The sequence below is a fragment of the Clostridia bacterium genome (genome assembly GCA_034926675.1).
GTDB lineage: Bacteria > Bacillota > DTU025 > DTU025 > DTU025 > JAYFQW01.
The window spans coordinates 122,793-143,199 of the sequence record JAYFQW010000042.1; the positions used below are offsets into that span (position 1 = coordinate 122,793).

Sequence of the window (20,407 nt, forward strand, 5' to 3'; positions counted from 1 at the left end):
ATACCTCCCTGAATTCTACAGTGCTATTTGGCTTTGATCTCGATCCGCGCAACGCGCCGCGCCCATCTGGCGCCCGCGGACTTGTAGACGTTCCAGCCCTGTCCGGGCATTGATGTGCGGGAACAGTCATCGTTGCTATACACGCCGTCTGGGGCAGCAAGGACCAAGCGAGGCCCATCCATCCACTCAGGCGGAGCCACGCCGTTCTTCTCGAAGGCGAGCAGCATGGGCCCCTGCAGCTCAGCCCATTTCCCCTGAACATGCACGTTTTCGAAGGCGAAGTCCTGCGCGTAGCCGTCATCGCACGTGACCCGAAGAGTCTGACCGGGGTTCATCCCGCCGACGGCTTCGATCAGCTTGGCCACATTCACTCCCGTGTAGGCCGCACCATCGCGAAGGTTCCCAAACTGGTTCTGGAACGCGGCGTTCACCTCGATCGACTGCATCGCCGCAAGCTCCCCCAAGCCAAACTCGCGCTTACGGCCGTTGCCAATCACGCTCACCCTGGGTTCATCGAGAACAACGTTGATCCTCTTCGCCTCAGCCCTCACCTTGCCCCCGTCTACCTGGACCAGCGTGTAGTGATAGAACCCTCCCTGATCCGGTGGAGCGTATAGCGATGCCCCAGCTCCTCCCGTGGTGACGTAGAGCACTCCCCCGGACTCCCTGCTGTTGTATATGTGGACATGGCCACTGAACACCGCCAGCACTTCGTTCTCGCTGAAGAGCCGCGAAAGCTCGGCCGCCTGCGCAGTGTCGGACAGGCAATGATCGCCGCCGGGAATTGGATCATACAGCGGGATATGCATGAACACGAACTTCCGCCCTTTCGTGCGGAGTTCGCTGCTGAGCCAGTTCATCTGGGCGGAGTCGATGAAACCGGCGGAGTCGTCAAGCCCTACGAACCGGTAGCCCTTCTCGATGAACGAGTAGTAGCTCTTCTTGCCTGTCATCAAAGTGAACAGTGTTCCGGAGGTCCTGACATCGTGGTTCCCCGGCACTGGATACCAGGGCATACGAAGTCGGTTGGCGCGGTCCACGAAATCCTGATACTGGTCGCGCGTTCCGAAAGCAGTCATGTCGCCGCAGTGTAGGACCAGTTCCGAACGGGAGGAGTTCATCGCATTCACTGCCGCATCCCACACCTGGTTCCTTCCCTGGCTATCACCAACCACGGCAAAGGTGAATACCGCCGGGCCCGCCGCAGCACGACTCGCCGCAGTAGGACCCACTAGGGTCATAGCAAATGCGGCCCATGCCAGCGCAGCAGCGCCAATGATCGCGAGCATGCCCCGGCGCGCACGCCCGGTGCGAGCGCTGCATTTCAGCATGACTTTCAAAAATCCACCTCCTTGTTCAGCCGAGTGCGGCATCAACCAAAATCGGGCCGGACGCCACAACGTAATGGCAGCCTCCGGCCCGATCGCGGCAGCGATCCATGCTCTCCTTTCCGCAACGGGAGGCGCGTCCGTTTCCAGACACACCCTATCGGTCCGTCCGCCATGTCCAACGCTTTAGGACGGAGGACTCGGAGAGGCTACATACCAGTATTGGGAGATCATTCGACGCCAAGTCGCTCGTTCCTACCTGTTGGGATAGGATGCAGACAATTTGACCAGACGGCGCCGGCAACCCAGAGAAGGGATTCAGGGGGCGCAGCAGAATCCCTCAAATGGTTCGTCCAGCATCATACAAGGAGTGTATCCTATGGAAGACATTGCACCAATGGTGGCCGAGATTCGAAAGGGTCTTCACAAGATCGCGGAAACGGCCTACAACGAGACGAAGACATCCCGCTACGTGGCAGAGGTCCTTCAGGGCATGGGGCTTCAGGTCACCACTGGCGTCGCGAAAACAGGTGTGGTCGCGCTCATCAAAGGGGGCGCGCCAGGCCCTACAGTCGCTCTGCGCTCGGATATGGATGCGCTTCCGGTGGCAGAGGAAACCGGAGTGGAGTGGAAATCCGAAACCCCAGGGGTGATGCATGCATGCGGCCATGATTCGCACATGGCCATGCTGCTAGGCGGCGCGATGCTCCTCACTCGCGAAGCTCCGTCGCTCCGTGGCAATGTGAAGCTGATCTTCCAGCCAGCCGAGGAGGCCCCCGGCGGAGCCGAACCAATGATCTCCGAAGGGGTCATGGAGAACCCCCATGTGGATGCAGTGATCGGGATGCACGTTACTCCAGAGCTCACAGCCGGGCAAGTTGGAATGAAGCGTGGCTACGCCACCGCTGCTCAGGATCGGTTCTTCCTCAGCCTCAAAGGCCGCGGCGGGCATGCGGCGACACCTCAGAAAACCATCGACGCACTGGCCGCTGCGTGCGAATTCGTGTGTGGCCTTCAGCAGATAGTAGCTCGCAGAGTGGACCCCCTAGAGCCTGCGATCGTGAGTGTTGGCAAACTCAACGCAGGAACCACATTCAACATAGTAGCAGACTCCGCTGAGATTGCAGCGTCTGTGAGAACGCTGTCCGAGCGAACTCGAACCCTCATAGAGAAGCTTGTGCGTGCGCGAGTCGCGGCAATCGAGGGCGCATGCGGGGTGGAAGCGGATCTCAACTACGTGCGCAGCTATCCGGAGGTCGTCAATGAACCGGGGATGGCCTCAATCCTCGATGCCGCATGCAGAAAAGCCCCCGGCGTGACCGACGTGATCGAACTCCCTACACCTTCCATGGTGGGGGAGGATTTCGCCTACTACGCCCAGCATGCACCGGGCGTACTCATGTGGCTTGGAGCAGCCCACCGTTCCGGCGAAGTGCACCCACTGCATAGCTCTAAGTTCCTGGTGGCCGACGAGACCCTAGCGCTGGGTCCGAACGTTTGGCGGCAGGCAGCCGTCGATGTCCTGTCGTGGCTCGCCTGATCGGCCACGCACGCGCACACGCACACGCACAGCAGGCGCACAGCAGGCGCACACGGCCAACTCGCGGGCGCTATGCCGAGTCGTCGGGAGTGCGACTGCATGCAGACCTGCAGGTCTGCGCGCAGCCGCACTGGGCCGCTTTCAGCGCCTGCTACTTGACCTCCACAGCTCCCATCATGGCCCGGCACCTGATGCGCAGAGTCTTTGTGCTCCCCTCCGCACCCTTGTGCGAGAACGTCCTGGAGGCTATGACTCCCCCTGTGGACTGCCCAAACACCCCCACTCCACCTAGGAGTGCAGATCCCTCACATTCCACGTGCAGGTCCAGAGGCGCTATGATCTCAATTCCACCCATCATCACGGTAAGGTCGAGGTACGTTTCACCCTCAGGGATGTTGGCCACACGGAGGTCGAAATCAGCTCCGCCCATAACCACTACGTATGAGCCGGACCGCAGTTCCCAGCCTGACTGCTTCTGCTCAAGCCCACTCATGACAATCCAGTGCGTGCGCCCGGCAGGAGCAGACGAGACTGGTGATTGCGCTGATCTCAAGAGACTCCATCCCAGAAGGATGATGAGGAGTGCCCAGAACGCGCCCCACAGCCGTGCAAGATCGATGAATGTCTGCCCGGAAGTCCCTGAGAGTATCAACAGGCCAACGATGACGGCTATCCACCCGCCCACCCGGCTGTCGGGAAGAGCAGATCCCTCCCCTCCATCCTCCTGCTGGCAACGGGGACGAAGGAGAATGCCGACGCCCCATGCCACAATCAGCAGAGGCCAGTACCTGCCGATGATGCTCCACACGTCCACATCAGTAATCCCGAAGTTGTTGAGAAGCAGAAGCCCCCCCGCAATCACGATCAGTCCGCCGAAGATCCTCGATAACGTCGATCCTGTCAACAAAACCGCCTCCCTGGCATCAAAATGCGATCGCGCAACCGTCCTTTCATGGTTCGCTGCCTGCGATGAGAACCGAGGTCTCTGGGTCGCGCCATATCATCTGCCCACAGCCTGCCCTGTCCGAACGTCCTCACGTACATTCTTCTCAACACTACATATTCCTCCGAAGGGGCCCAAACGGAACTGCGCTGGAGGAAATGCCGGGATAAAGTCGAAGACGACACTGTTTACTCTGCAAACGAACAGCAAGGGGGACCCCCATGTGAGACGTCTTCTGCCTGCCATACTAATAGTAGCCGCACTGGCTGCCGTATTGCTTGCCGCCCCAAACCACGCGTCCGCCGGAGCGCCGCAAGGGGCATCCGTCGCGATACTCGACTCAGGATACACGCGTCACTACGCTTCCCTGAACTCATGGGATTTCGCAGCGGAATTCATCGACACGACCAGACTCATGAGCCTGCTTGCCAGAGTGGGGATTGCCGCGGCGATAGTAGGCGATCACGATGTGGAAGTGGGCGCGCTCTCCGGGTACAAGGCACTGATCATGCCATCGGTCTCGTGTGTGTCGGCGCTTGAATCAGAGAAGATACAGGAGTTCGCTGATGCGGGCGGGCGCGTGTTCTCCACCTACGACACGTCCTTACGCGACGACTTCTGGAGAGCCAGGCCTGACTTCGCCCTGTGGCGCATCATGGGGGTCAGGCACTCCTCTTTGTTTGGCGCGGAGATGGCATCTCTTGCTCCCGCGTCCCAGGCGCACCCGGTCTTTGCCGGGATCGGAGTCCAAGTGCGTCTGCCCCGCGTCCACGGGCTTGTTGTCAAGGCGAACGTTGACACAATCACCCTCGCTGCCTGGGCGGATGGCTCCCCGGCCATAGTGGAGGGCAAATACGGGGTCTACTGCTCAGAGAACCTATTCTCCCAGGAGAACCTGGCAGCTCCAGGAGTAGCAACGCTTGTTCAGAATACGGTGAAATACCTGGTCGGGCAGAAGTATGGCGCCCCATTCGGCGCCGGCCATCTTGACACTCGGGCTGCCTGGTACCGGCCCGCTGATACCCGAGAGGAGATATGCACCGACTTCAGCCGCATGGCGAAGGCCAACATCAACACCGTGTTCGTTGATGTGTTCTATGACGGGCAGTGCATATACCCTAGCGTAATCGCGCCTCAGAACCCCAAATACTCCGGCTGGGACCCCCTAGCGTTCGCGCTCGAAGAAGGCCGACGCACTGGGATCAGCGTCCACGCCTGGCTCGAAACGCTGTGCGTCGGTCAAGGCGCCGGAACAGCCGGCCCCGATGATCCTGCACCGACCTCCCTCCTCAGGCTGCAGCCAGGATGGGTCGCTCTGGGAAGTGATGGCCGAGCGCCGGCAGCAGCCGAGCTCAACCGCTACTTCCTGTCAGCCGCACACCCCGAGGTGCAGGAGTTTATCCTCGCTATCGTAACCGAGCTGGTGACATCTCACCACCTCGATGGCGTACACCTTGATTATCTGCGATACCCTGCCGGTCGCACTTCCCAGTACGACTTCAACCCAGCCTCTGCAGCTTTGATGAAGCAGGCCATAGGGTTCGAACCCAGAGAAGTCAGGTTCGACACGGCTAGGTGGAACGCCTGGTTCACATGGCGATGCGATAACCTCACAGATTTCGTCGGCAGGATCTCCTCGCTCATCCGGACGGCCTCTCCCGGAACGAGCGTGTCGGCAGCGGTGCACCCGTACCCTGACGCACAGCTCGCGCGGATGCAGGACTGGCAGTCCTGGGTAACCCGAGGGTATCTCGATTTCGTGGCCGTGTTCACCTACACCAACGACCAGGACCTCCTCCAGACGCTGATCCGCGCAGCGCAGTCCTTCTCAAATGAAAGCACGCCAGTTCTCGCAGCCATCGATGCAGGCGCCATCCCGAAAAAGCAGGCAGCCACTGAACTGACAGCACTGGTGGAGGCGGCCCGCGCCGCCGGGGCGACAGGCCTCTCAATATCGAACCTGAGTGCGATGGGTGATGATGTGCTCGAGGCTCTGGCGGCTGGCCCGTTCAGGCAGGCATCCGCACCCCGCTGATCAGCTAAGCCTGGAAGGCGACACCACGATCAGCCCAGCATCAGCCCAGCGGCCCAGTGCCTCATGGAGCGGGCTCCACCCGAGAAAGGCGCTGAATGCACCAGACCCTCTGCGCGGACCATCCGCGCAGAGGGTCTGATTCATCTTATTCACATGGGAGAACGCCCTACCGAACATGAGGGTTTGCAGGCTCTGGAACCGCGATTACAGCTTCGCCGTTAGTTCAGCCACCGTTTCTGCTGCGTTTCCCAGAAGCAAAGTAGCGTTCGCAGCGGTGTACAGCGGATTCTGAACCCCAGCGTATCCAGGGCGCGTATCCAGGTTGAACACCAGTACGTGCTTGGCTTCATAGGCCTTCAGGATCGGCATTCCGTAGATGGGCGTGCCTGTCGCGCTGTTCGCAGCCGGATTGACCACATCGTTCGCTCCCACAACGATGGCAACGTCCGTCTCTTTGAACTCCTCATTGACCTGGTCCATCTCGAACAGCTGATCGTATGACACATCCACCTCTGCCAGGAGGACATTCATATGACCAGGCATTCTACCCGCTACCGGGTGTATCGCGATCTTGACCTCAGCACCGTTCGACTCAAGCTTGTCGATTAGCGCCTTAACGTTGGTCTGGGCCTGTGCGAGCGCCATTCCGTACCCCGGCACAATGATCACCTTGCGGGCTTCTCGGACTGCCTCGAGGTAGTCCCTCTTCACAGCAGGAGCGGGCTGCTCACCGGATTCAGGCGTCGAAGTGAAGTCCTGGCCTGACGGGGGAGCAGTGTCTTCCCCTGTTTTCTTGCTCTGCATCATGACAGTCCTGCCAGTTAGGACCTGCATCAGGGTCCTGTTCATCGCCTTGCACATGATCTGCGTGAGTATGAGACCAGATGCCCCGACTACTGCTCCAACAGCGATCAGTAGTGCGTCTCCGAGGGCAAGTCCTGCAATGGATGCAGCCAGCCCTGAGAATGAATTGAGAAGAGACACGGTTATCGGCATGTCGGCCCCGCCCACGCGAATCGTAAACAGGACCCCATATGCCATCGACAACGCGAGGGCGGCAACCGCCGGCGCTATCGCACGTCCGATCGGAACGCAGAGAGCCAGGATCGCGACTGCGATCGTCCCGATCATGCATGCCGCATTCCACGAGCCCTGTCCGGAGAAGACTATCGGCCTGCCGGTGATCCTGCCTTCGAGCTTCGCCATGGCGATCAGGCTGCCCGACAGTGTGACTCCCCCCACGAGGAGCCCAAGCATGCTAGTGAACTTCTCGAAACCGCCAAGAGCCTGCCCGGCCCCGGCCGTAACAGCATTCACGAGGACCAACAGCGACACTATCGCAGAACTTCCGCCTCCGAGCCCGTTGAGCAACGCAACCATCTGCGGCATCTGGATCATGGCCACCTTCGCGGCGATCGCCCATCCGATTGCGGCGCCGACGGCCATCGCTGCCCATAGAACCCCCATGCTCACCGTGTTGTCGCGCACGAGGGTGAGTATGATGGATCCCGCCATGCACACGGCCCCCAGGAGATTGCCTTGAACTGCAGTCTCCGGTGAGCTCATCATCTTGATGCCCCACACGATCCCTGCTGCGAGTACCAGTCCAACTACATTAACAACACCGATGCTCATACCATCATACCTACTTCTTGAACATCCTGAGCATTTTGTCGGTTACAAGGAATCCGCCGACCACATTGACCATTGCCAGCACTATGGCCAGCGCCCCCAGAAACTGCGATCCGGTGGACTGGGCCAACGCCGCCACTGATAGCGCCCCGAGCACTGTCACGCCTGACAACGCATTGGCGCCCGACATCAGCGGAGTGTGAAGCAGGCTCGGCACAGCGCTTATCACCTTGTACCCCACTACAGTAGCGATGATGAACAATATCACAAGCGAAGCTACAGACACTCCGAATCCCCACTCCTCATCTAGCGTTCATCGCTTCCAGTGCGCCCGCATGCACAAGCTTGCCGCCCTCAGTTACCAGCGAGGAAGCGATTATCTCATCGCTCTTGTCGATGACCGCCACTCCATCGCGGCACAGGTTAGCGACATAATTGAACACGTTGTTCGCGAACATCCAGGTCGAGCTGGTCGGCATCATGCCAGGGATGTTCTTTGTTCCATCGATGCTCACCCCGTGCTTCACCACCACCTCGCCCGGAGAGGTGATCTCGCAGTTTCCGCCCTGATCGATGGCGATGTCCACGATTGCAGAGCCGGGCTTCATTGACTTGACCATGTCCTCGGTCACGAGAATCGGGGCGAGTTTGCCTGGGATGAGGGCCGTCAGCATCACGATATCTGCGTCGGCTACCGCTGGGGCGAGCGCTCGCCTCTCCTTGGATACCCACTCATCGGGGAGCTTCGCCGCGTATCCGCCGGGGGCAATCGCGATGTCGGCGGGGATGCCCAGATCAACAACCTTGGCGCCAAGGCTCTTGGCCTGCTCAATGGCGTCCGGCCTGATGTCTGCGGCGAACACGGACGCGCCAAGCCTCTTAGCGGTGGCCACTGCCTGCAGGCCGGCGATGCCCGTTCCTATTACGATCACTGAAGATGGCTTGATCATGCCAACTGCAGTGCCTACCATCGGCATGAACTTGGACAGTCTGTTGGCGGCCATGAGCACGCCCTTGTACCCGGCAACGGTGCTCATGGAGGTAAGCGCGTCCATGGCCTGCGCTCGAGTGATTCTTGGTATTCCATCGAGAGTGAGGCCGATGGCGCCTCTCGCCGCCAGTTTCCTGATCATCTCATGGTTTGAGGGCGAGGCTGGGTGCAGGAAGGTCACGATGTACTGGCCCGAGTGCAACATGTCAACCTCGTGCTTGCCCTTGGCCTCATTGAACAGAGGCTCCTTCACCTTCATGATGATGTGCGCTTCCGCGAATATCCTGCCCACGTCATCGACAAGCTCGGCGCCTGCCGCTGCGTAATCAGGATCGGGGAAGTAAGAGCCCTCGCCCGCGCCGCGCTCGATCATCACGCGTGCGCCCTCCGCGATCATCTTCCTGACTGTGTCTGGGATTGCTGCGACGCGCCTCTCGCCCTTCATGATCTCCTTGGGCACTCCGATTGTAAGACCACTAAATCTCACTGCTAGCCACTCCCTCTGCAACTCCGTGATTTGGCGTGGGAGACGCCCAGCCGGGCCGCTCCCACGCCACGGTTGCTTCGTATTCTGGTCCTGTACGCTACTTGGTTGTCATGTTGTATCGATTGATCGCGGCGTCGATCGTCGCAGCGGCCTTCTTTAGGGCATCGAGCGATGAGGACTTGCCGGTGAGCACCTGCTCGATCGCATCTTCCACAGTCGTTCTAGCCTGGGTGAACACCCCGAGGAGCGCCCCCTGGGTCGCGCGGGTCACTGGGGTGTCGCGCAGCTGCTTGACGGCGGTCGCGAACTGGGGATACTTGGCCTGATGCGCCTTGAGCTCTGGAACGTCGTAAGCCTTTTTTGTGATCGGGAAGTACCCGGTGTTCATATGCCAATATGCCTGCTGCTCAGGCTCGGTCATCCACTTTATGAACTCCCAGGCAGCCTCCTCTTCCTCCTTCGCATGGTTGCTGAGGAGCCACAGAGTGCCGCCGCCGATCATGACGCCGCCCTTCGCTCCTGCAGGCCTAGGCAGGTATCCAACGCCCACCTCGAATTGATTGTTGACACCTGCGAGAATGGTGGCGAGAACTGCAGTCGAGTCGATGGTCATCGCACACTGCCCAGCTATGAACGCCTTCTGAGTGTCGGCGGTCTTGCGGCCCAGGTTTGCAGTTATGCCCTCTTTGACCATCCCGTTCCACCAGTCGAGTATGGCTGCAGCCTCAGGGACCGCGAACGACACGGCTGTAGCAGTCGCATCCCGTCCATTTCCATTGTTTGCATAGGTCAGGTTCGATGCGGCCAGGAATTGCTCGAAGAACCAGCCGTATACAGCGAGCGCCATACCAGGACGTGTGACCTTCCCGGCGGAATCACGCTTGGTGAGCTTTCTCGCCGCAACCACCACTTCGTCGAATGTGAGCGGAGGCTTGTTCAGGTCCAATCCCGCCTCGCGGAACATGTCCTTATTGAAGTATAGCAGAGGTGTAGAGACGTTGAATGGCATCGAGTACAGCTGATCGTTGATCTCGTAGTAGGCCAGGATATTCCGCTCGAAGGTGCTGACATCGATCTTGTCGCGATCGATGTACTTCTGAAGCGGAACTATCACCTTGCTGTCGATCATGAACCTAGAGCCTATTTCGTAACTCTGCATCACGTTCGGAGTCGACTTGCCGGCGATGCTCGCCTTCAGCTTGTTGATGGCATCGTCATAGCTTCCCTGGTATATGGCTTCGACCTGAATGCTGGAGTGAGTCGTGTTGAACCTATCAACCAGCTCTCGAGTTGTCTCTGCGACCTTTCCGCCCACCGAATACCAGAACACCACCTTGGTAGGCCCAGCAGCCCCAGCTCCGAAGCTGAACATGGCCATTGCCATGAATGCCAGCAGCGCGGTGCTGATCAGAGTTCTCCTCGACATCGTGTCGCCTCCTCAATGTAGCTGACCGATCCGTCCAGCCGTGATACTGGTCCAATAGAACAGAACGCAGGCAGACTCGAAAGATCACCCCTTTCACCGAATCACGCCTCAGCCCTAGCCTTTGACGGCTCCAGACGTGAGGCCTCGGACCAGCTGTTTGTGCGCTAGCAACAGCAGGATGGCTGTAGGCACTAGCACCATGATAATGCCTGCCATGGTGCTGTTCCATGCAACTGACTCATCCCGCTGCAACATCGAAAGGCCAATCTGCACAGTGCGCATCTTGTCGGTATTGGTCACCAGGAGGGGCCAGAGGTACTGGTTATAGGTTGTCAGGAACGTATACACAGCGAGTGTTCCCAACATGGGTCGTGAGAGAGGAATCGCAATCGTAGTGAAGAACCGGAAATTCCCGCATCCGTCGATCGCCGCAGCGTCCTTCAGTTCGCGAGGAATAGTGAGAAAACCCTGCCTGAGCAGGAATATGCCGAACGCCGACGCCATAAATGGGACTGACAGGCCCCAGTAAGTATCAGTCCAAGACAATGCCTTAACCGTGAGGTAGTTCGAGATGATGGTAACCTCCCACGGAACCATCATCGTAGATAGAACCACGTAGAACAAGGCCTGCCTTCCCTTGTACTCCAGGAAGCTGAACGAGTAGGCCGCCATGCTTGCAGTGATCAGCTGTCCAAACATCACAGCCGCCGATACAATGAAACTGTTGACTATGAACCTGACCACAGGGGCTCTCCGAAGCGCCTCCCTATAGCTATCGAAGGTGAACCGAGACGGGAAGAACTTGGGAGGATAGGAGACGCTCTCTGAGGCTGTGAAAAAGCTCGTAGCCAGGGCATAGTATATGGGAAAGAACACTGCGACGGCAGCAAGAGTGATCAGCGCGTAGCATAGAGCCGTGCGAAACGCCGCCCGACGCCGGTGCAGCCTAGGCTTCATTGGTAGAACACTCTCCTCTCCAACACGAAAAACTGGAGGAGCGTGAGAGCCATGATTATCGCAAACAGCACCATAGCCTCAGCCGCTGCGAACCCGAAGTTGTAGTTGAAGAATGCCTCACGGTAGATCGAGTACACGACCACATTCGTAACCCCGGCGGGCCCGCCCTGCGTCAGCATGTTGATCTCTCCGAATGACTGAAGCGCACTGATGGTGGACGTGATAAGCAGGAACATGAGCACAGGGGATATCATTGGCAGAGTCATCTTCCAGAACATGGTCCATGGCCCCGCTCCATCGATCCTCGAGCTCTCGTACATGTCCTCCGGAACCGCCTGAATGCCTCCAAGCAAAAGGATCGTGTTGAATCCGAGGGTCCGCCACACGGCCACCATCGATACGGAGAACAGGGCCCACCGAGTATCCGCGAGCCAGTTGATCTGATCTATGTGGAATAGGCTGAGGAAGAACTTGAGCACTCCCTGTGCAGGGCTGAAGAACATCATCCAGATCAGGGAGGCCGAGGCCACCGCAACCACCATTGGAGACGCAAATAGCAGTCGATAGACGCCAATGCCCCGCAGACGCCAGTTGGCCATCAGTGCCAGGCACAGCGACAGCACGATTCCTGGAATCACGAGATACGCAGCATAGAGCGCCGTAGTTCCCAAGCTCACGCCGAACTCGCCGAGAGTAAAGATCTCCTTGTACTGCGCGAGCCCCAGGAAGAACTGCCCGTTGCCCAGGATGTCGGTTTGGTAGAGACTGAGGCGAATGCTGTTGGCCAGTGGGTAGAAGACGAACACCCCGAAAATGGCCAGAGCCGGGAGGAGATAGAGCAGCCCTTCGAGGAGCTTTCGGCCTTCCCGGCGACTTCTGCTCATACCGACCGCGATTCGCGCTTGCGCCACAGGAACCACTCCCCTCTGTTGATCATCTGCGGCACTCAGGGCCCAGATAGTCACCTACGGTTTCCTTCGCGCCTCCAGCTCTCTCCAACTAGCTATCACCGCTCCAGCCGCGCGCATATCCGACACGGTCTTATCCACATCGCCCGGGGAGAGCTCAACTCCGCGGCATCCGTCCCTAATGAGGCAGACATGGAATCCAAGCGAGAGCCCATCGATGACAGTGTATTTCACACAGTAGTCAGTAGCGAGGCCCATCACGTACACGCGTTCCACGCCTGCTGACCTCAGATAATCCTCAAGCCCAGTCGCATTGGCGTGGCCATTATCGAAAAAGCCGCTGTAGCTATCGACCCCATGGTCAGCGCCTTTGTAGAACACCTTCGCGACCCTCGAGGCATCGAGAGCAGGTGCAAACTCTGCGCCAAACGAACCCTGCACGCAGTGGTCTGGCCACAGAACCTGGGGAAGGCCGTTCAAGTCGATGATATCTCCCACGCCGGACCCAGGGTGAGCCGATGCAAAGCTGCCATGTCCGGGAGGGTGCCAATCTTTCGTCGCAACCACCATATCGAAATCCGACTGGAGGACATTGGCAACCTGTATGATCTCATCGCCTCCCGGAACGGCTAGAGCCCCACCTGGAAGGAAATCGTTCTGCAAGTCCACCAGTATCAGCGAATTCATTCGCCCACCCCCGTGTCGAGCAATCTTCTACACGTCCGCCGGTATTCCTGTCTGAATTCCGATGCATCTTGGTTCGGCAATAGGTACAATGCCCTTTCGTTGCATGCACATCTGCCGCTCCCTCTGGAGGAAAACAACACAGATATGCCGAAATAACATGAAACTCCCAGAACAACAACGTCAGGCGTGGTCGCCATGGGCAGATTCATCATACAGCGAGTCGCGATCCGGAGATCCGCAATAGTGCTGTGCTGTGCTGTGTTGGCCCTCAGCCAAGCTTCCTCGGCTGAGGAGTCTGTTGTTGTGCGCATGGCGGGGGATAGCTGCTTTCCGCCATACGAGTTTGTCTCGGAGTCACGCACGTACGTGGGTTTCAACGTGGACCTCATGAGCGCAATCGCCCTCCAGCTCGGCATCGACATCGAAGTCATGCCTATGTCGTGGTCATCAGTGAGGGCCGCTCTGGACAGAGGCGTCATCGACGCGATCCAGGGCATGAAGTACAGCCCCGACAGGGACAGGATCTATGATTTCTCCACTCCATATCTCACATCATCCATGGGCATATTCGTGCGCAGCGATCGGGTCGACATCTCGGACCTTGATGACCTGGCGGGGCTCACTGTGGCTGTGCAGAGCGGCGATATCTCCAACGAGTCGCTTTCGAAAATCGGAACCGCAGCGCGCATTCCGTTCGAGAACCAACAGGCAGCTCTGGACGCTCTGCTGGCAGGGAAGGTCGACGCCTTTGTTGGCAACAGGTTGGTGGGAATGTACTTGCTCCAGAGGAAGGGCCGAACAGCCGAAGTCAAGATAGCCGGCGACCCTGTGGATCCCGCCCCGTACTGCATTGCGGTGACTGAAGGCGACAGCCAACTGCTTGAGCTCCTCAACCGGGGAATCGCAGAGGTTCAGCAATCGGGGCTTTACGACAGGATCTATGCCAAGTGGTTTGGGGAAAGGGTAGAACCCCCATCTGCCGCCCTCAAGAGGCTGATATGGGCGTTGGCAGCAGTGACGGCCACAGTCGCAGTTGCGGCATTCATCGTTTTCCAGTGGAACAGGATGCTGAGAAAACAGGTAGCTCTACGCACACGGGAGCTTTCTGCCGCAAACCTGCTGCAGACCAGGATACTGGAGAACTCCTTCAATGCGGTAGTGGCTGCTGACTACAACCTGAAGATAGTCGCCGCGAACGCCAGAGCCGCCCAGATGCTTAGCGTGGACCTAGCTGAACTCATCGGCCGCAAGTGGTTCGATTCGCCCATCGGGAAACTTGTGAGCGAAGGATTGGTCAGGGAGACCGTTCAGAAAGGCGTTGTCCATCGCAACCAGGAGGCTCGATGGAGGATAGATGGTGAGGAACGCGTGATCAGCTTCAATCTCGGCCCTCTCCGTCAAACTGCGAACAACGACGATCCACAGCATGCCATGAAGCCCGCGCCGAGTGAAGGCAGCACCGCACCTGCGCAAGGAAAGCCCGAGGCAGGCGCCGTTCTGGTGTTCAGCGACATAACCGACAGCAAGAGGCTTGGTGAGTCCGAAGCCACGAGAGACAAGATGGACGCGCTTGCCACTGTCATCGCCGGAATAGCCCACGAGATCCGGAACCCGCTCACATCCATCAAGGCCTTCGTCGATCTGTTGCCTTCCAAGTATGACCATCCGGAGTTCAGGGAAGAGATCTCCAAACACCTACCTGCTGAAATGGAGAGGCTCAACTGGATACTCACTGACCTCCTTGACTATGCTAGGCCTCGCAGACCTGAAAAGCAGGTCATCGATGTTGGTGAGCTCATCGACTCGGTAGTTGGGATGATCGGGCTTGAAGCTAGCGCGCGGAGGATCGTGCTCAATGCCCATTCCGAGCCCAAGCTTGCCGCGTTCGCAGACCGCAACCAGATCAAGCAGGTTCTGATAAACATAGTGCTCAACGCATTGGAAGCGCTGGACGGCCCGGCGGAGATTGACATCGTGTCCTCGCGTTCCGCGTCGAACATGGTTCTGATAACCGTGTGCGACCCTGGACCTGGAATCGTTAAGGATGATCTGAAGCGCATTCTCGAGCCATTCTTCACCCGAAAACCTAAGGGAACCGGCATGGGCCTCTCGGTGAGCTACAAGCTCATGCGGGAGAACGGCGGCGATCTATCAATCGATAGCACTGTAGGGGTAGGCGCCAAAGTAACCCTCTCACTTCCTGCAGCGCCGCCCAGGGAGGAGCTGTATCCGGATGTCGCGGAGGACTAGGCTGCTCGTAGTGGACGACGAGGCCTCGATCCTGTCATCGCTTCGGTTCGCATTGGAAGACAGCTTCGATATGTCCACTGTTGAGGACCCAACTGGTGCGCTCCAGGCAGCTGAGTCGTTCAATCCAGATGTGTGTCTTCTGGATCTTCGCCTAGGAAGCGCCGACGGACTTGAGCTTCTCGGCAAGATGAGGCGAGTCCTTCCCGACGCAAGTTTCGTTATAATGACCGCCTTCAGCAGCATCCGTTCTGCCGTGGAATGCATGAAGAGAGGCGCCAACGACTACATCGTGAAGCCCGTCGATCTCGACGAGCTCAACGTGGTTCTCGGCCAGGCCGCACAGGACGCGAGGTTGAGAAGCACAGTCCGAAAACTGGAACGAGAACTGGAGGTCAAGCACGGGCCAGGCGGGATCATCGGAGAGAGCCGGGCGATGCAGCAGGTTTTCGAGCTGATAGAGAAGGCAAAATGGGTAGACTCCAACGTTCTCATCCTCGGAGAGCCCGGTGTCGGGAAGGAGCTGGCTGCCAGGGCGCTTCACTTCGCTGGAAGCCGGAAACACGGGCCCTTCATCACCGTGAACTGTGATGCCATGCCCAGCTCAGCGCTGGCAATCGAGCTGTTCGGGGGCAATTCCGCGCATGAAGCAAGCACTTCCACTAGTCAGGAGAGTTGCATCGAGGCAGCAAGCGGAGGCACCCTGTTCTTCCGCGAGATCGGCCGCATGGATCTGATGGTGCAGGCCCAGCTGCTCCACGCCATCCAGGACCGCGGCGCCCATACGGCTGGCAGCTCCCCGCGGCACAGGATGGACGTTCGCGTGATAGCAGCTAGCAGTCAGAGTCTGGATGAGGCTGTTAGGCAGGGCCTGTTCAGAGATGACCTCTACAGAAGGCTGAATGTGGTGACCGTGAAGATCCCGCCCCTTCGCCACCGGCGTCAGGACATCCCCCTTCTTGTCCACCACTTCGTGGAGATGGTCTCCAGGCGCTTGAGCAGGCCAGTGCCAGGAGTGACAGAGGCCGCGATGTGGGCCTTTCAGGCTGCAGACTACTCAGGCAACGTGAGCGAGTTGGAGGCTGCAGTGGAACAAGCCCTATCCTCTAGGAGTATGGAGTCCCAGTCAGACCTGGATGTGGGTGACCTGCCGGCCGATATTCGGCAGCCATCCCCACCAGGTTCGGCCATGTAGAAAGTGCTTTGGTGCGCGCAATGCCAAGGGACGGACCCGGGCTCTGCATCACCCGAGATCCGTCCCTTCTATCTGTTCGGCGAAGAGACATCTACTGGTGCTGATATAGAGGGTCCAACACCACTATCTCAGAGGAACTGACAAGATCCGCAAGGAGCGCCTTGGGGTCCACGGACCTCTCCTTGACCAGCATGGCGACGATGTCCTTCCGAACTTGCTCGAACTCCACCGGTTCCGGCGCCCTGCGCTCCGCCACGAGGATCACGTGCCATCCGAAGTCAGTATGCACAGCGTCGCTGATCTGGCCGGGCTCCATGGAGAACGCGGCTTCCTCGAACTCCGGGACCATCTCGCCGCGTTCGAAGAATCCAAGATCGCCTCCGCTCGGCGCTGATCCTCCGTCCGATGACTTCGCAGTGGCAAGAGCGGCGAAATCAGCGCCCTCTTTGAGCTGACGGAGAACTTCGCGCGCCTCCTCCTCAGTGCCAACAAGGATGTGGCTGGCGCGAACCAGTTCAGGCTCACCGAATTGCGCCCTGTTCTGCTCGTAGTAACCTCGGGCGTCCTCTTCGGTGACTTCAACCCCAACTGAGCTCAGGTCGGTAAGGAGCATGCTCAGCTCAAGGGCGTTCCATAGTTCCTGCTCCGTCATTCCATACTGCTCTAGGACTGCTGGCCACTGTTCGCCCGACATCAGTTTGAACCGAGACAGCTCGTAGCTCACCCTGTCCGGATCCATCTCAATGCCTGCCTTGCGCGCTGCCTGCCTTACTACACGCTCGCTCAGGATCTGCTGCAGGATCCTCGCGCCCAGCTGCCCCTCTACGGAGCGGACAACCTCTCCACGCAGCACTGGCTCTCCATTCACGGTCGCAATAACCTGCCGCAGGGAATCAACAGGGGCGCCGTCAGGCTCAGTACTTATCGATTCAATCTGGCTTGCATCCGCTGGAAGCTCCAAAGAAAGCGATGTTCCATCCTTCAGGCGAACCACTATAGATGATGCCATTGCATACTGTGAAAACACGATAAGGGCAAGTGACAGAACGGTCGCTGTAGCTAAACGATGCCTATGTATTGAAATCTCCTCCCACTAAGCGCAACTTATGGACGCAAACCCTCGTCTGGCCGAGGCGCACCGGCCGCGGGATCAATGGCAGGCACTGTTGGAACCGCTCCCATACTTCGCAGCAATCCGGACGTCTGTGGAGATACCACGAAAGATGTGAGCATTGTCTCGTACATTGCAGCACGCTCGTCGAACTCCTCCGGGGCATCCTGGATTGTGAGCGAGTATCCCATCCCGTCGCGGCAGATTACAGCCTCCGCCGACTTCAGCGCCACACCGCGGGTGCTCACGAAGGAGTACACGAACAGCGCCCCGCTCGCTCCTCCGAGAGTAAGTGGAACCGGACCAGCCACCCGCTGCAGACCTGACATGTTCTCCGAATACCCATCAAGCAGCGCTGAGGCGAGAGTCATCGAATCTTCAAACCCCTCTGGCAGTTCGTACGCCTCCACCGCAGCCATGTCGCAGTCATCCTGCCCCCAGAACATCCACATCCCTGGTTCGGACTGCTCCGGGACGAACTCCCAGTCCGTGGGCATAAGCAGCCTGAACGTCATCTCCTCATCCCAAAACTCCGTAAACGATGCAGGCAGCGTCTCCTCGGCTGAAAGCACCGTTGCGCGCGCAGCGGCAGCAGCACGCTCACTAGCCACGTACGGCAGCGCGGCTACGATGATCAGCGCCAGTATAAGTCCTGCCCGTGCCCTATGAGTCCCCATTCCACTCGTTCCCCCATTCCCATCTGTGGGGATATGTGATTCTTGACCAAAGCGACTATTCCTCCATGACGCATTCATGTGGCGGGAAGTTCCCTTGGCGCCTTCCGCGCCGGATCCACATGTGATATCCTGGGTTCGTAGTTCGTAACGGACCTGCGGAAAGGACACAATCCAATGAGGACTGCCGGAACTCTCTAACCCAATTGAACATACTGCACCCGACCGCCAAGCGTGGTCTGGTTCGGTAATCCAATTCGTGGGAGTGCTGGCGTCTCCGCAGGAACGCTCATATGGGTATGGCGGGAAGGGATTCCTTCCTTCGGGCCACGCCGTCTGCACTGTCAGATGATGCGTGGCCTATTTCGTTGCAGGGTCCGTGCCTTACCCTGCCAGGAGATGGCCGCATCCCACCTCAGGAGGTGGGCTTATGCTGTTAGCAGCAATCAGCAGTGTATCGAAATCATTCGGCGACCACACTGTGTTCAAAGACGCATCATTCCAGGTGCACTCTGGCGAGTGCGTCGCAGTATTCGGGCCAAATGGGTGCGGGAAATCCACGATGCTCAAGATGATCATCGGCCAAGTCGAGCCTGATTCGGGCCATGTATGGCGCGCGCCCGATCTGGCTGTCGGATATCTCCCCCAGTCTCCCAGCTTCGTGCCTGGCGCCAGCCCGCGCAGCATCTGTGCTAAGGCGGCGCTGCCTGGAGTCGCCTTCAGGAGAGATGGTCTTGGGGATGCGCGGGCAGTGGCAGATGCCACGCTCCGTTGCCTCGGCATCACCCAAGAGACCGCCACACGCGACATCGCCGACCTGAGCTGTGGCGAGCGAACTCGCGCAGGGCTTGCACAGGCCTGGTGCAGCAACCCAGACCTGATTGTCCTCGATGAACCCACGAACCATCTGGACATCGCCGGCCTTGAGTTGCTGGCCGAGATGGTGCGCGCATTTCGAGGCGCGGTGGTCATCGTCTCTCATGACCGGTACTTTCTGGACCGCACAGCAACCCGTATAATCGAGCTATCAACCGACGGAACGCGCTCCTATCCCGGCAACTACACCAAGTACCTCAGGCAGAAACAGCTGGAGTTCGATACCCAGATGTCCGACTATGTGCACCAGGAGAGGAAGGAACGCCAGATTCTCGCCGCGATAGCGCGACAGCAGGAATGGGGCCTGAAGGCCCACAGCGAAGCGGGGACCAACGACTTCTGGAGGGCCAGAGCAAAGAAGAACGCCGCCAGGGCAAAAGCGACAATCGCACGGTTGAACAGGATGCGGGACGAAGGTATTGAGAAACCTCGGAAAGCTCAGGAGTGTCGAGTGCAGCTCGGCGAGTCGAGCCGAGCAGGCCGCAGGCTCGTGTACTCAGACGGCATCTCGATGGGGTACGATCACGACCTATTCAGCACTGGGGCGATCGCGGTGATGCGCGGAGAAAGAATCGGCATCGTCGGCCCTAACGGGGCGGGAAAGAGCACCCTGCTCAAGGGGCTCCTCGGGTTGCTGCCGCCTCGTGCCGGACATGTATGGATCAGTCCCTCCGTGTCGTGGTTCTACTATGATCAGGCGCAGGCGCAATTCAGCCCGGCAGACACGGCCATGGGGGTCGTCACCGAGGCTACGGGCAGGCCTCCCTACGACGTAAGGTCGATGCTTGGGGCGCTTCTCCTGAGAGGAGAGGCTGTTGACAGGCGGATTGCCACGCTCAGCCTAGGAGAGCGCGTGAGGGTGGATTTCGCGCGGATGGTTGGGGGATCATACAGTCTCCTCGCTCTCGACGAACCCACGAACAACCTAGACATCCAGTCGCGCGAGGCTATAGAGGGTGCGCTTGAGGCATGGGACGGCACGCTGCTGATCGTGTCTCACGATCGATACCTGCTGAATCGGCTGTGCACCAAGATCGTCTGCATCGAACAAGGCATTCTCCACACGTACCCAGGTCGATACTGTGACTTCGAGCTTAGTAGGAAGTCGGCGGCGGATAGGCCAACCAAAGCAGGCAGCCGCGGCCTCGGGCCTCCGGATGGGAAGGACGATGAACACACCGGGAACAGGCTGCTCCTTGAGAACAGGCTTGCCGTGCTTTCGGCTCGCCTATCCGAGCGATCCCTCTCGGAAGAGGAGCGAACCCAAGCTCAGCATGAGTTCATGGAACTGTCACGCGCACTCGCCCGGACACAGAGGTAGGCGCCTGACTCACTCCAGGAGATGCCAGCGCCCGGCCTGGGCAATACCT

At 58.9% G+C, this 20,407-nt stretch carries 16 protein-coding genes and 1 riboswitch; of the genes, 5 read left to right on the plus strand and 11 right to left on the minus strand.

Annotation, left to right across the window (positions count from 1 at the left end; genetic code table 11):
* Window positions 1-23: 23 nt before the first annotated feature.
* Window positions 24-1,331 carry a metallophosphoesterase gene (locus tag VB144_10660; protein ID MEA4884092.1) on the minus strand — a complete coding sequence of 436 codons (1,308 nt, stop codon included), beginning with the start codon at window positions 1,329-1,331 and terminating at the stop codon, window positions 24-26.
* A gap of 96 nt (window positions 1,332-1,427) precedes the next feature.
* Window positions 1,428-1,546, minus strand: a riboswitch (molybdenum cofactor riboswitch).
* 161 nt (window positions 1,547-1,707) lie between these two features.
* On the opposite strand from VB144_10660, the gene VB144_10665 reads away from it, so the two are divergent.
* Window positions 1,708-2,868: a M20 family metallopeptidase gene (locus tag VB144_10665; GenBank protein MEA4884093.1), complete on the plus strand. Its 1,161-nt coding sequence runs from the start codon at window positions 1,708-1,710 to the stop codon at window positions 2,866-2,868.
* Window positions 2,869-3,019: 151 nt separating this feature from the next.
* Here VB144_10665 and VB144_10670 read toward each other — a convergent pair whose 3' ends face one another.
* Window positions 3,020-3,772: a LiaF-related protein gene (locus VB144_10670; protein MEA4884094.1), complete on the minus strand. Its 753-nt coding sequence runs from the start codon at window positions 3,770-3,772 to the stop codon at window positions 3,020-3,022.
* A 262-nt stretch (window positions 3,773-4,034) separates the two neighbouring features.
* Here VB144_10670 and VB144_10675 point away from each other — a divergent pair, with 262 nt between their 5' ends.
* Complete coding sequence (locus VB144_10675) at window positions 4,035-5,846, plus strand: family 10 glycosylhydrolase (GenBank protein MEA4884095.1); 1,812 nt, start codon at window positions 4,035-4,037, stop codon at window positions 5,844-5,846.
* 204 nt (window positions 5,847-6,050) lie between these two features.
* Here VB144_10675 and VB144_10680 read toward each other — a convergent pair whose 3' ends face one another.
* From VB144_10680 to pncA, 7 genes are all read right to left on the minus strand, one after another.
* Window positions 6,051-7,481 (minus strand): NAD(P)(+) transhydrogenase (Re/Si-specific) subunit beta, encoded by a 1,431-nt coding sequence (locus VB144_10680; protein ID MEA4884096.1) that lies wholly within the window; start codon window positions 7,479-7,481, stop codon window positions 6,051-6,053.
* 10 nt (window positions 7,482-7,491) lie between these two features.
* Window positions 7,492-7,764 carry an NAD(P) transhydrogenase subunit alpha gene (locus VB144_10685; protein ID MEA4884097.1) on the minus strand — a complete coding sequence of 91 codons (273 nt, stop codon included), beginning with the start codon at window positions 7,762-7,764 and terminating at the stop codon, window positions 7,492-7,494.
* Between the two features lie 16 nt (window positions 7,765-7,780).
* Entirely contained in the window at window positions 7,781-8,956 is a 1,176-nt protein-coding gene (locus VB144_10690) for an NAD(P) transhydrogenase subunit alpha (protein MEA4884098.1), read from the minus strand.
* A 97-nt stretch (window positions 8,957-9,053) separates the two neighbouring features.
* The gene (locus VB144_10695; protein ID MEA4884099.1) at window positions 9,054-10,382 is read right to left on the minus strand and encodes an ABC transporter substrate-binding protein; all 1,329 of its coding nucleotides are present in this window, start codon (window positions 10,380-10,382) and stop codon (window positions 9,054-9,056) included.
* A gap of 114 nt (window positions 10,383-10,496) precedes the next feature.
* A complete protein-coding gene (locus VB144_10700; protein ID MEA4884100.1) occupies window positions 10,497-11,339 on the minus strand; it encodes a carbohydrate ABC transporter permease in 843 nt (280 codons plus the stop codon).
* Complete coding sequence (locus VB144_10705; GenBank protein ID MEA4884101.1) at window positions 11,336-12,250, minus strand: sugar ABC transporter permease; 915 nt, start codon at window positions 12,248-12,250, stop codon at window positions 11,336-11,338. The genes VB144_10700 and VB144_10705 overlap by 4 nt, the downstream gene beginning before the upstream one ends.
* A 54-nt stretch (window positions 12,251-12,304) precedes the next feature.
* The gene (pncA, locus tag VB144_10710) at window positions 12,305-12,934 is read right to left on the minus strand and encodes a bifunctional nicotinamidase/pyrazinamidase (protein ID MEA4884102.1); all 630 of its coding nucleotides are present in this window, start codon (window positions 12,932-12,934) and stop codon (window positions 12,305-12,307) included.
* A gap of 195 nt (window positions 12,935-13,129) precedes the next feature.
* Between pncA and VB144_10715 the strand changes: the two genes are divergently transcribed.
* A complete protein-coding gene (locus tag VB144_10715) occupies window positions 13,130-15,184 on the plus strand; it encodes a transporter substrate-binding domain-containing protein (GenBank protein MEA4884103.1) in 2,055 nt (684 codons plus the stop codon).
* The gene (locus VB144_10720) at window positions 15,168-16,376 is read left to right on the plus strand and encodes a sigma-54 dependent transcriptional regulator (protein MEA4884104.1); all 1,209 of its coding nucleotides are present in this window, start codon (window positions 15,168-15,170) and stop codon (window positions 16,374-16,376) included. The genes VB144_10715 and VB144_10720 overlap by 17 nt, the downstream gene beginning before the upstream one ends.
* A 91-nt stretch (window positions 16,377-16,467) precedes the next feature.
* On the opposite strand, the gene VB144_10725 is transcribed toward VB144_10720, so the two are convergent.
* Window positions 16,468-17,337 (minus strand): peptidylprolyl isomerase, encoded by an 870-nt coding sequence (locus VB144_10725; GenBank protein ID MEA4884105.1) that lies wholly within the window; start codon window positions 17,335-17,337, stop codon window positions 16,468-16,470.
* Window positions 17,338-17,480: 143 nt separating this feature from the next.
* A complete protein-coding gene (locus VB144_10730) occupies window positions 17,481-18,164 on the minus strand; it encodes a hypothetical protein (protein MEA4884106.1) in 684 nt (227 codons plus the stop codon).
* Between the two features lie 427 nt (window positions 18,165-18,591).
* On the opposite strand from VB144_10730, the gene VB144_10735 reads away from it, so the two are divergent.
* Entirely contained in the window at window positions 18,592-20,358 is a 1,767-nt protein-coding gene (locus VB144_10735; protein ID MEA4884107.1) for an ABC-F family ATP-binding cassette domain-containing protein, read from the plus strand.
* The last annotated feature ends 49 nt before the right edge of the window (window positions 20,359-20,407 follow it).

What these genes read in the sequence shown, in the direction of transcription:
- VB144_10660 (MEA4884092.1), bottom strand. Translation starts at nt 1,331, where the DNA reads ATGCTGAAATGCAGCGCTCGCACCGGGCGTGCGCGCCGGGGCATGCTC.
- VB144_10665 (MEA4884093.1), top strand. Translation starts at nt 1,708, where the DNA reads ATGGAAGACATTGCACCAATGGTGGCCGAGATTCGAAAGGGTCTTCAC.
- VB144_10680 (MEA4884096.1), bottom strand. Translation starts at nt 7,481, where the DNA reads ATGAGCATCGGTGTTGTTAATGTAGTTGGACTGGTACTCGCAGCAGGG.
- VB144_10695 (MEA4884099.1), bottom strand. Translation starts at nt 10,382, where the DNA reads ATGTCGAGGAGAACTCTGATCAGCACCGCGCTGCTGGCATTCATGGCA.
- VB144_10700 (MEA4884100.1), bottom strand. Translation starts at nt 11,339, where the DNA reads ATGAAGCCTAGGCTGCACCGGCGTCGGGCGGCGTTTCGCACGGCTCTA.
- pncA (MEA4884102.1), bottom strand. Translation starts at nt 12,934, where the DNA reads ATGAATTCGCTGATACTGGTGGACTTGCAGAACGATTTCCTTCCAGGT.
- VB144_10715 (MEA4884103.1), top strand. Translation starts at nt 13,130, where the DNA reads ATGGGCAGATTCATCATACAGCGAGTCGCGATCCGGAGATCCGCAATA.
- VB144_10720 (MEA4884104.1), top strand. Translation starts at nt 15,168, where the DNA reads ATGTCGCGGAGGACTAGGCTGCTCGTAGTGGACGACGAGGCCTCGATC.
- VB144_10730 (MEA4884106.1), bottom strand. Translation starts at nt 18,164, where the DNA reads ATGGGGACTCATAGGGCACGGGCAGGACTTATACTGGCGCTGATCATC.
- VB144_10735 (MEA4884107.1), top strand. Translation starts at nt 18,592, where the DNA reads ATGCTGTTAGCAGCAATCAGCAGTGTATCGAAATCATTCGGCGACCAC.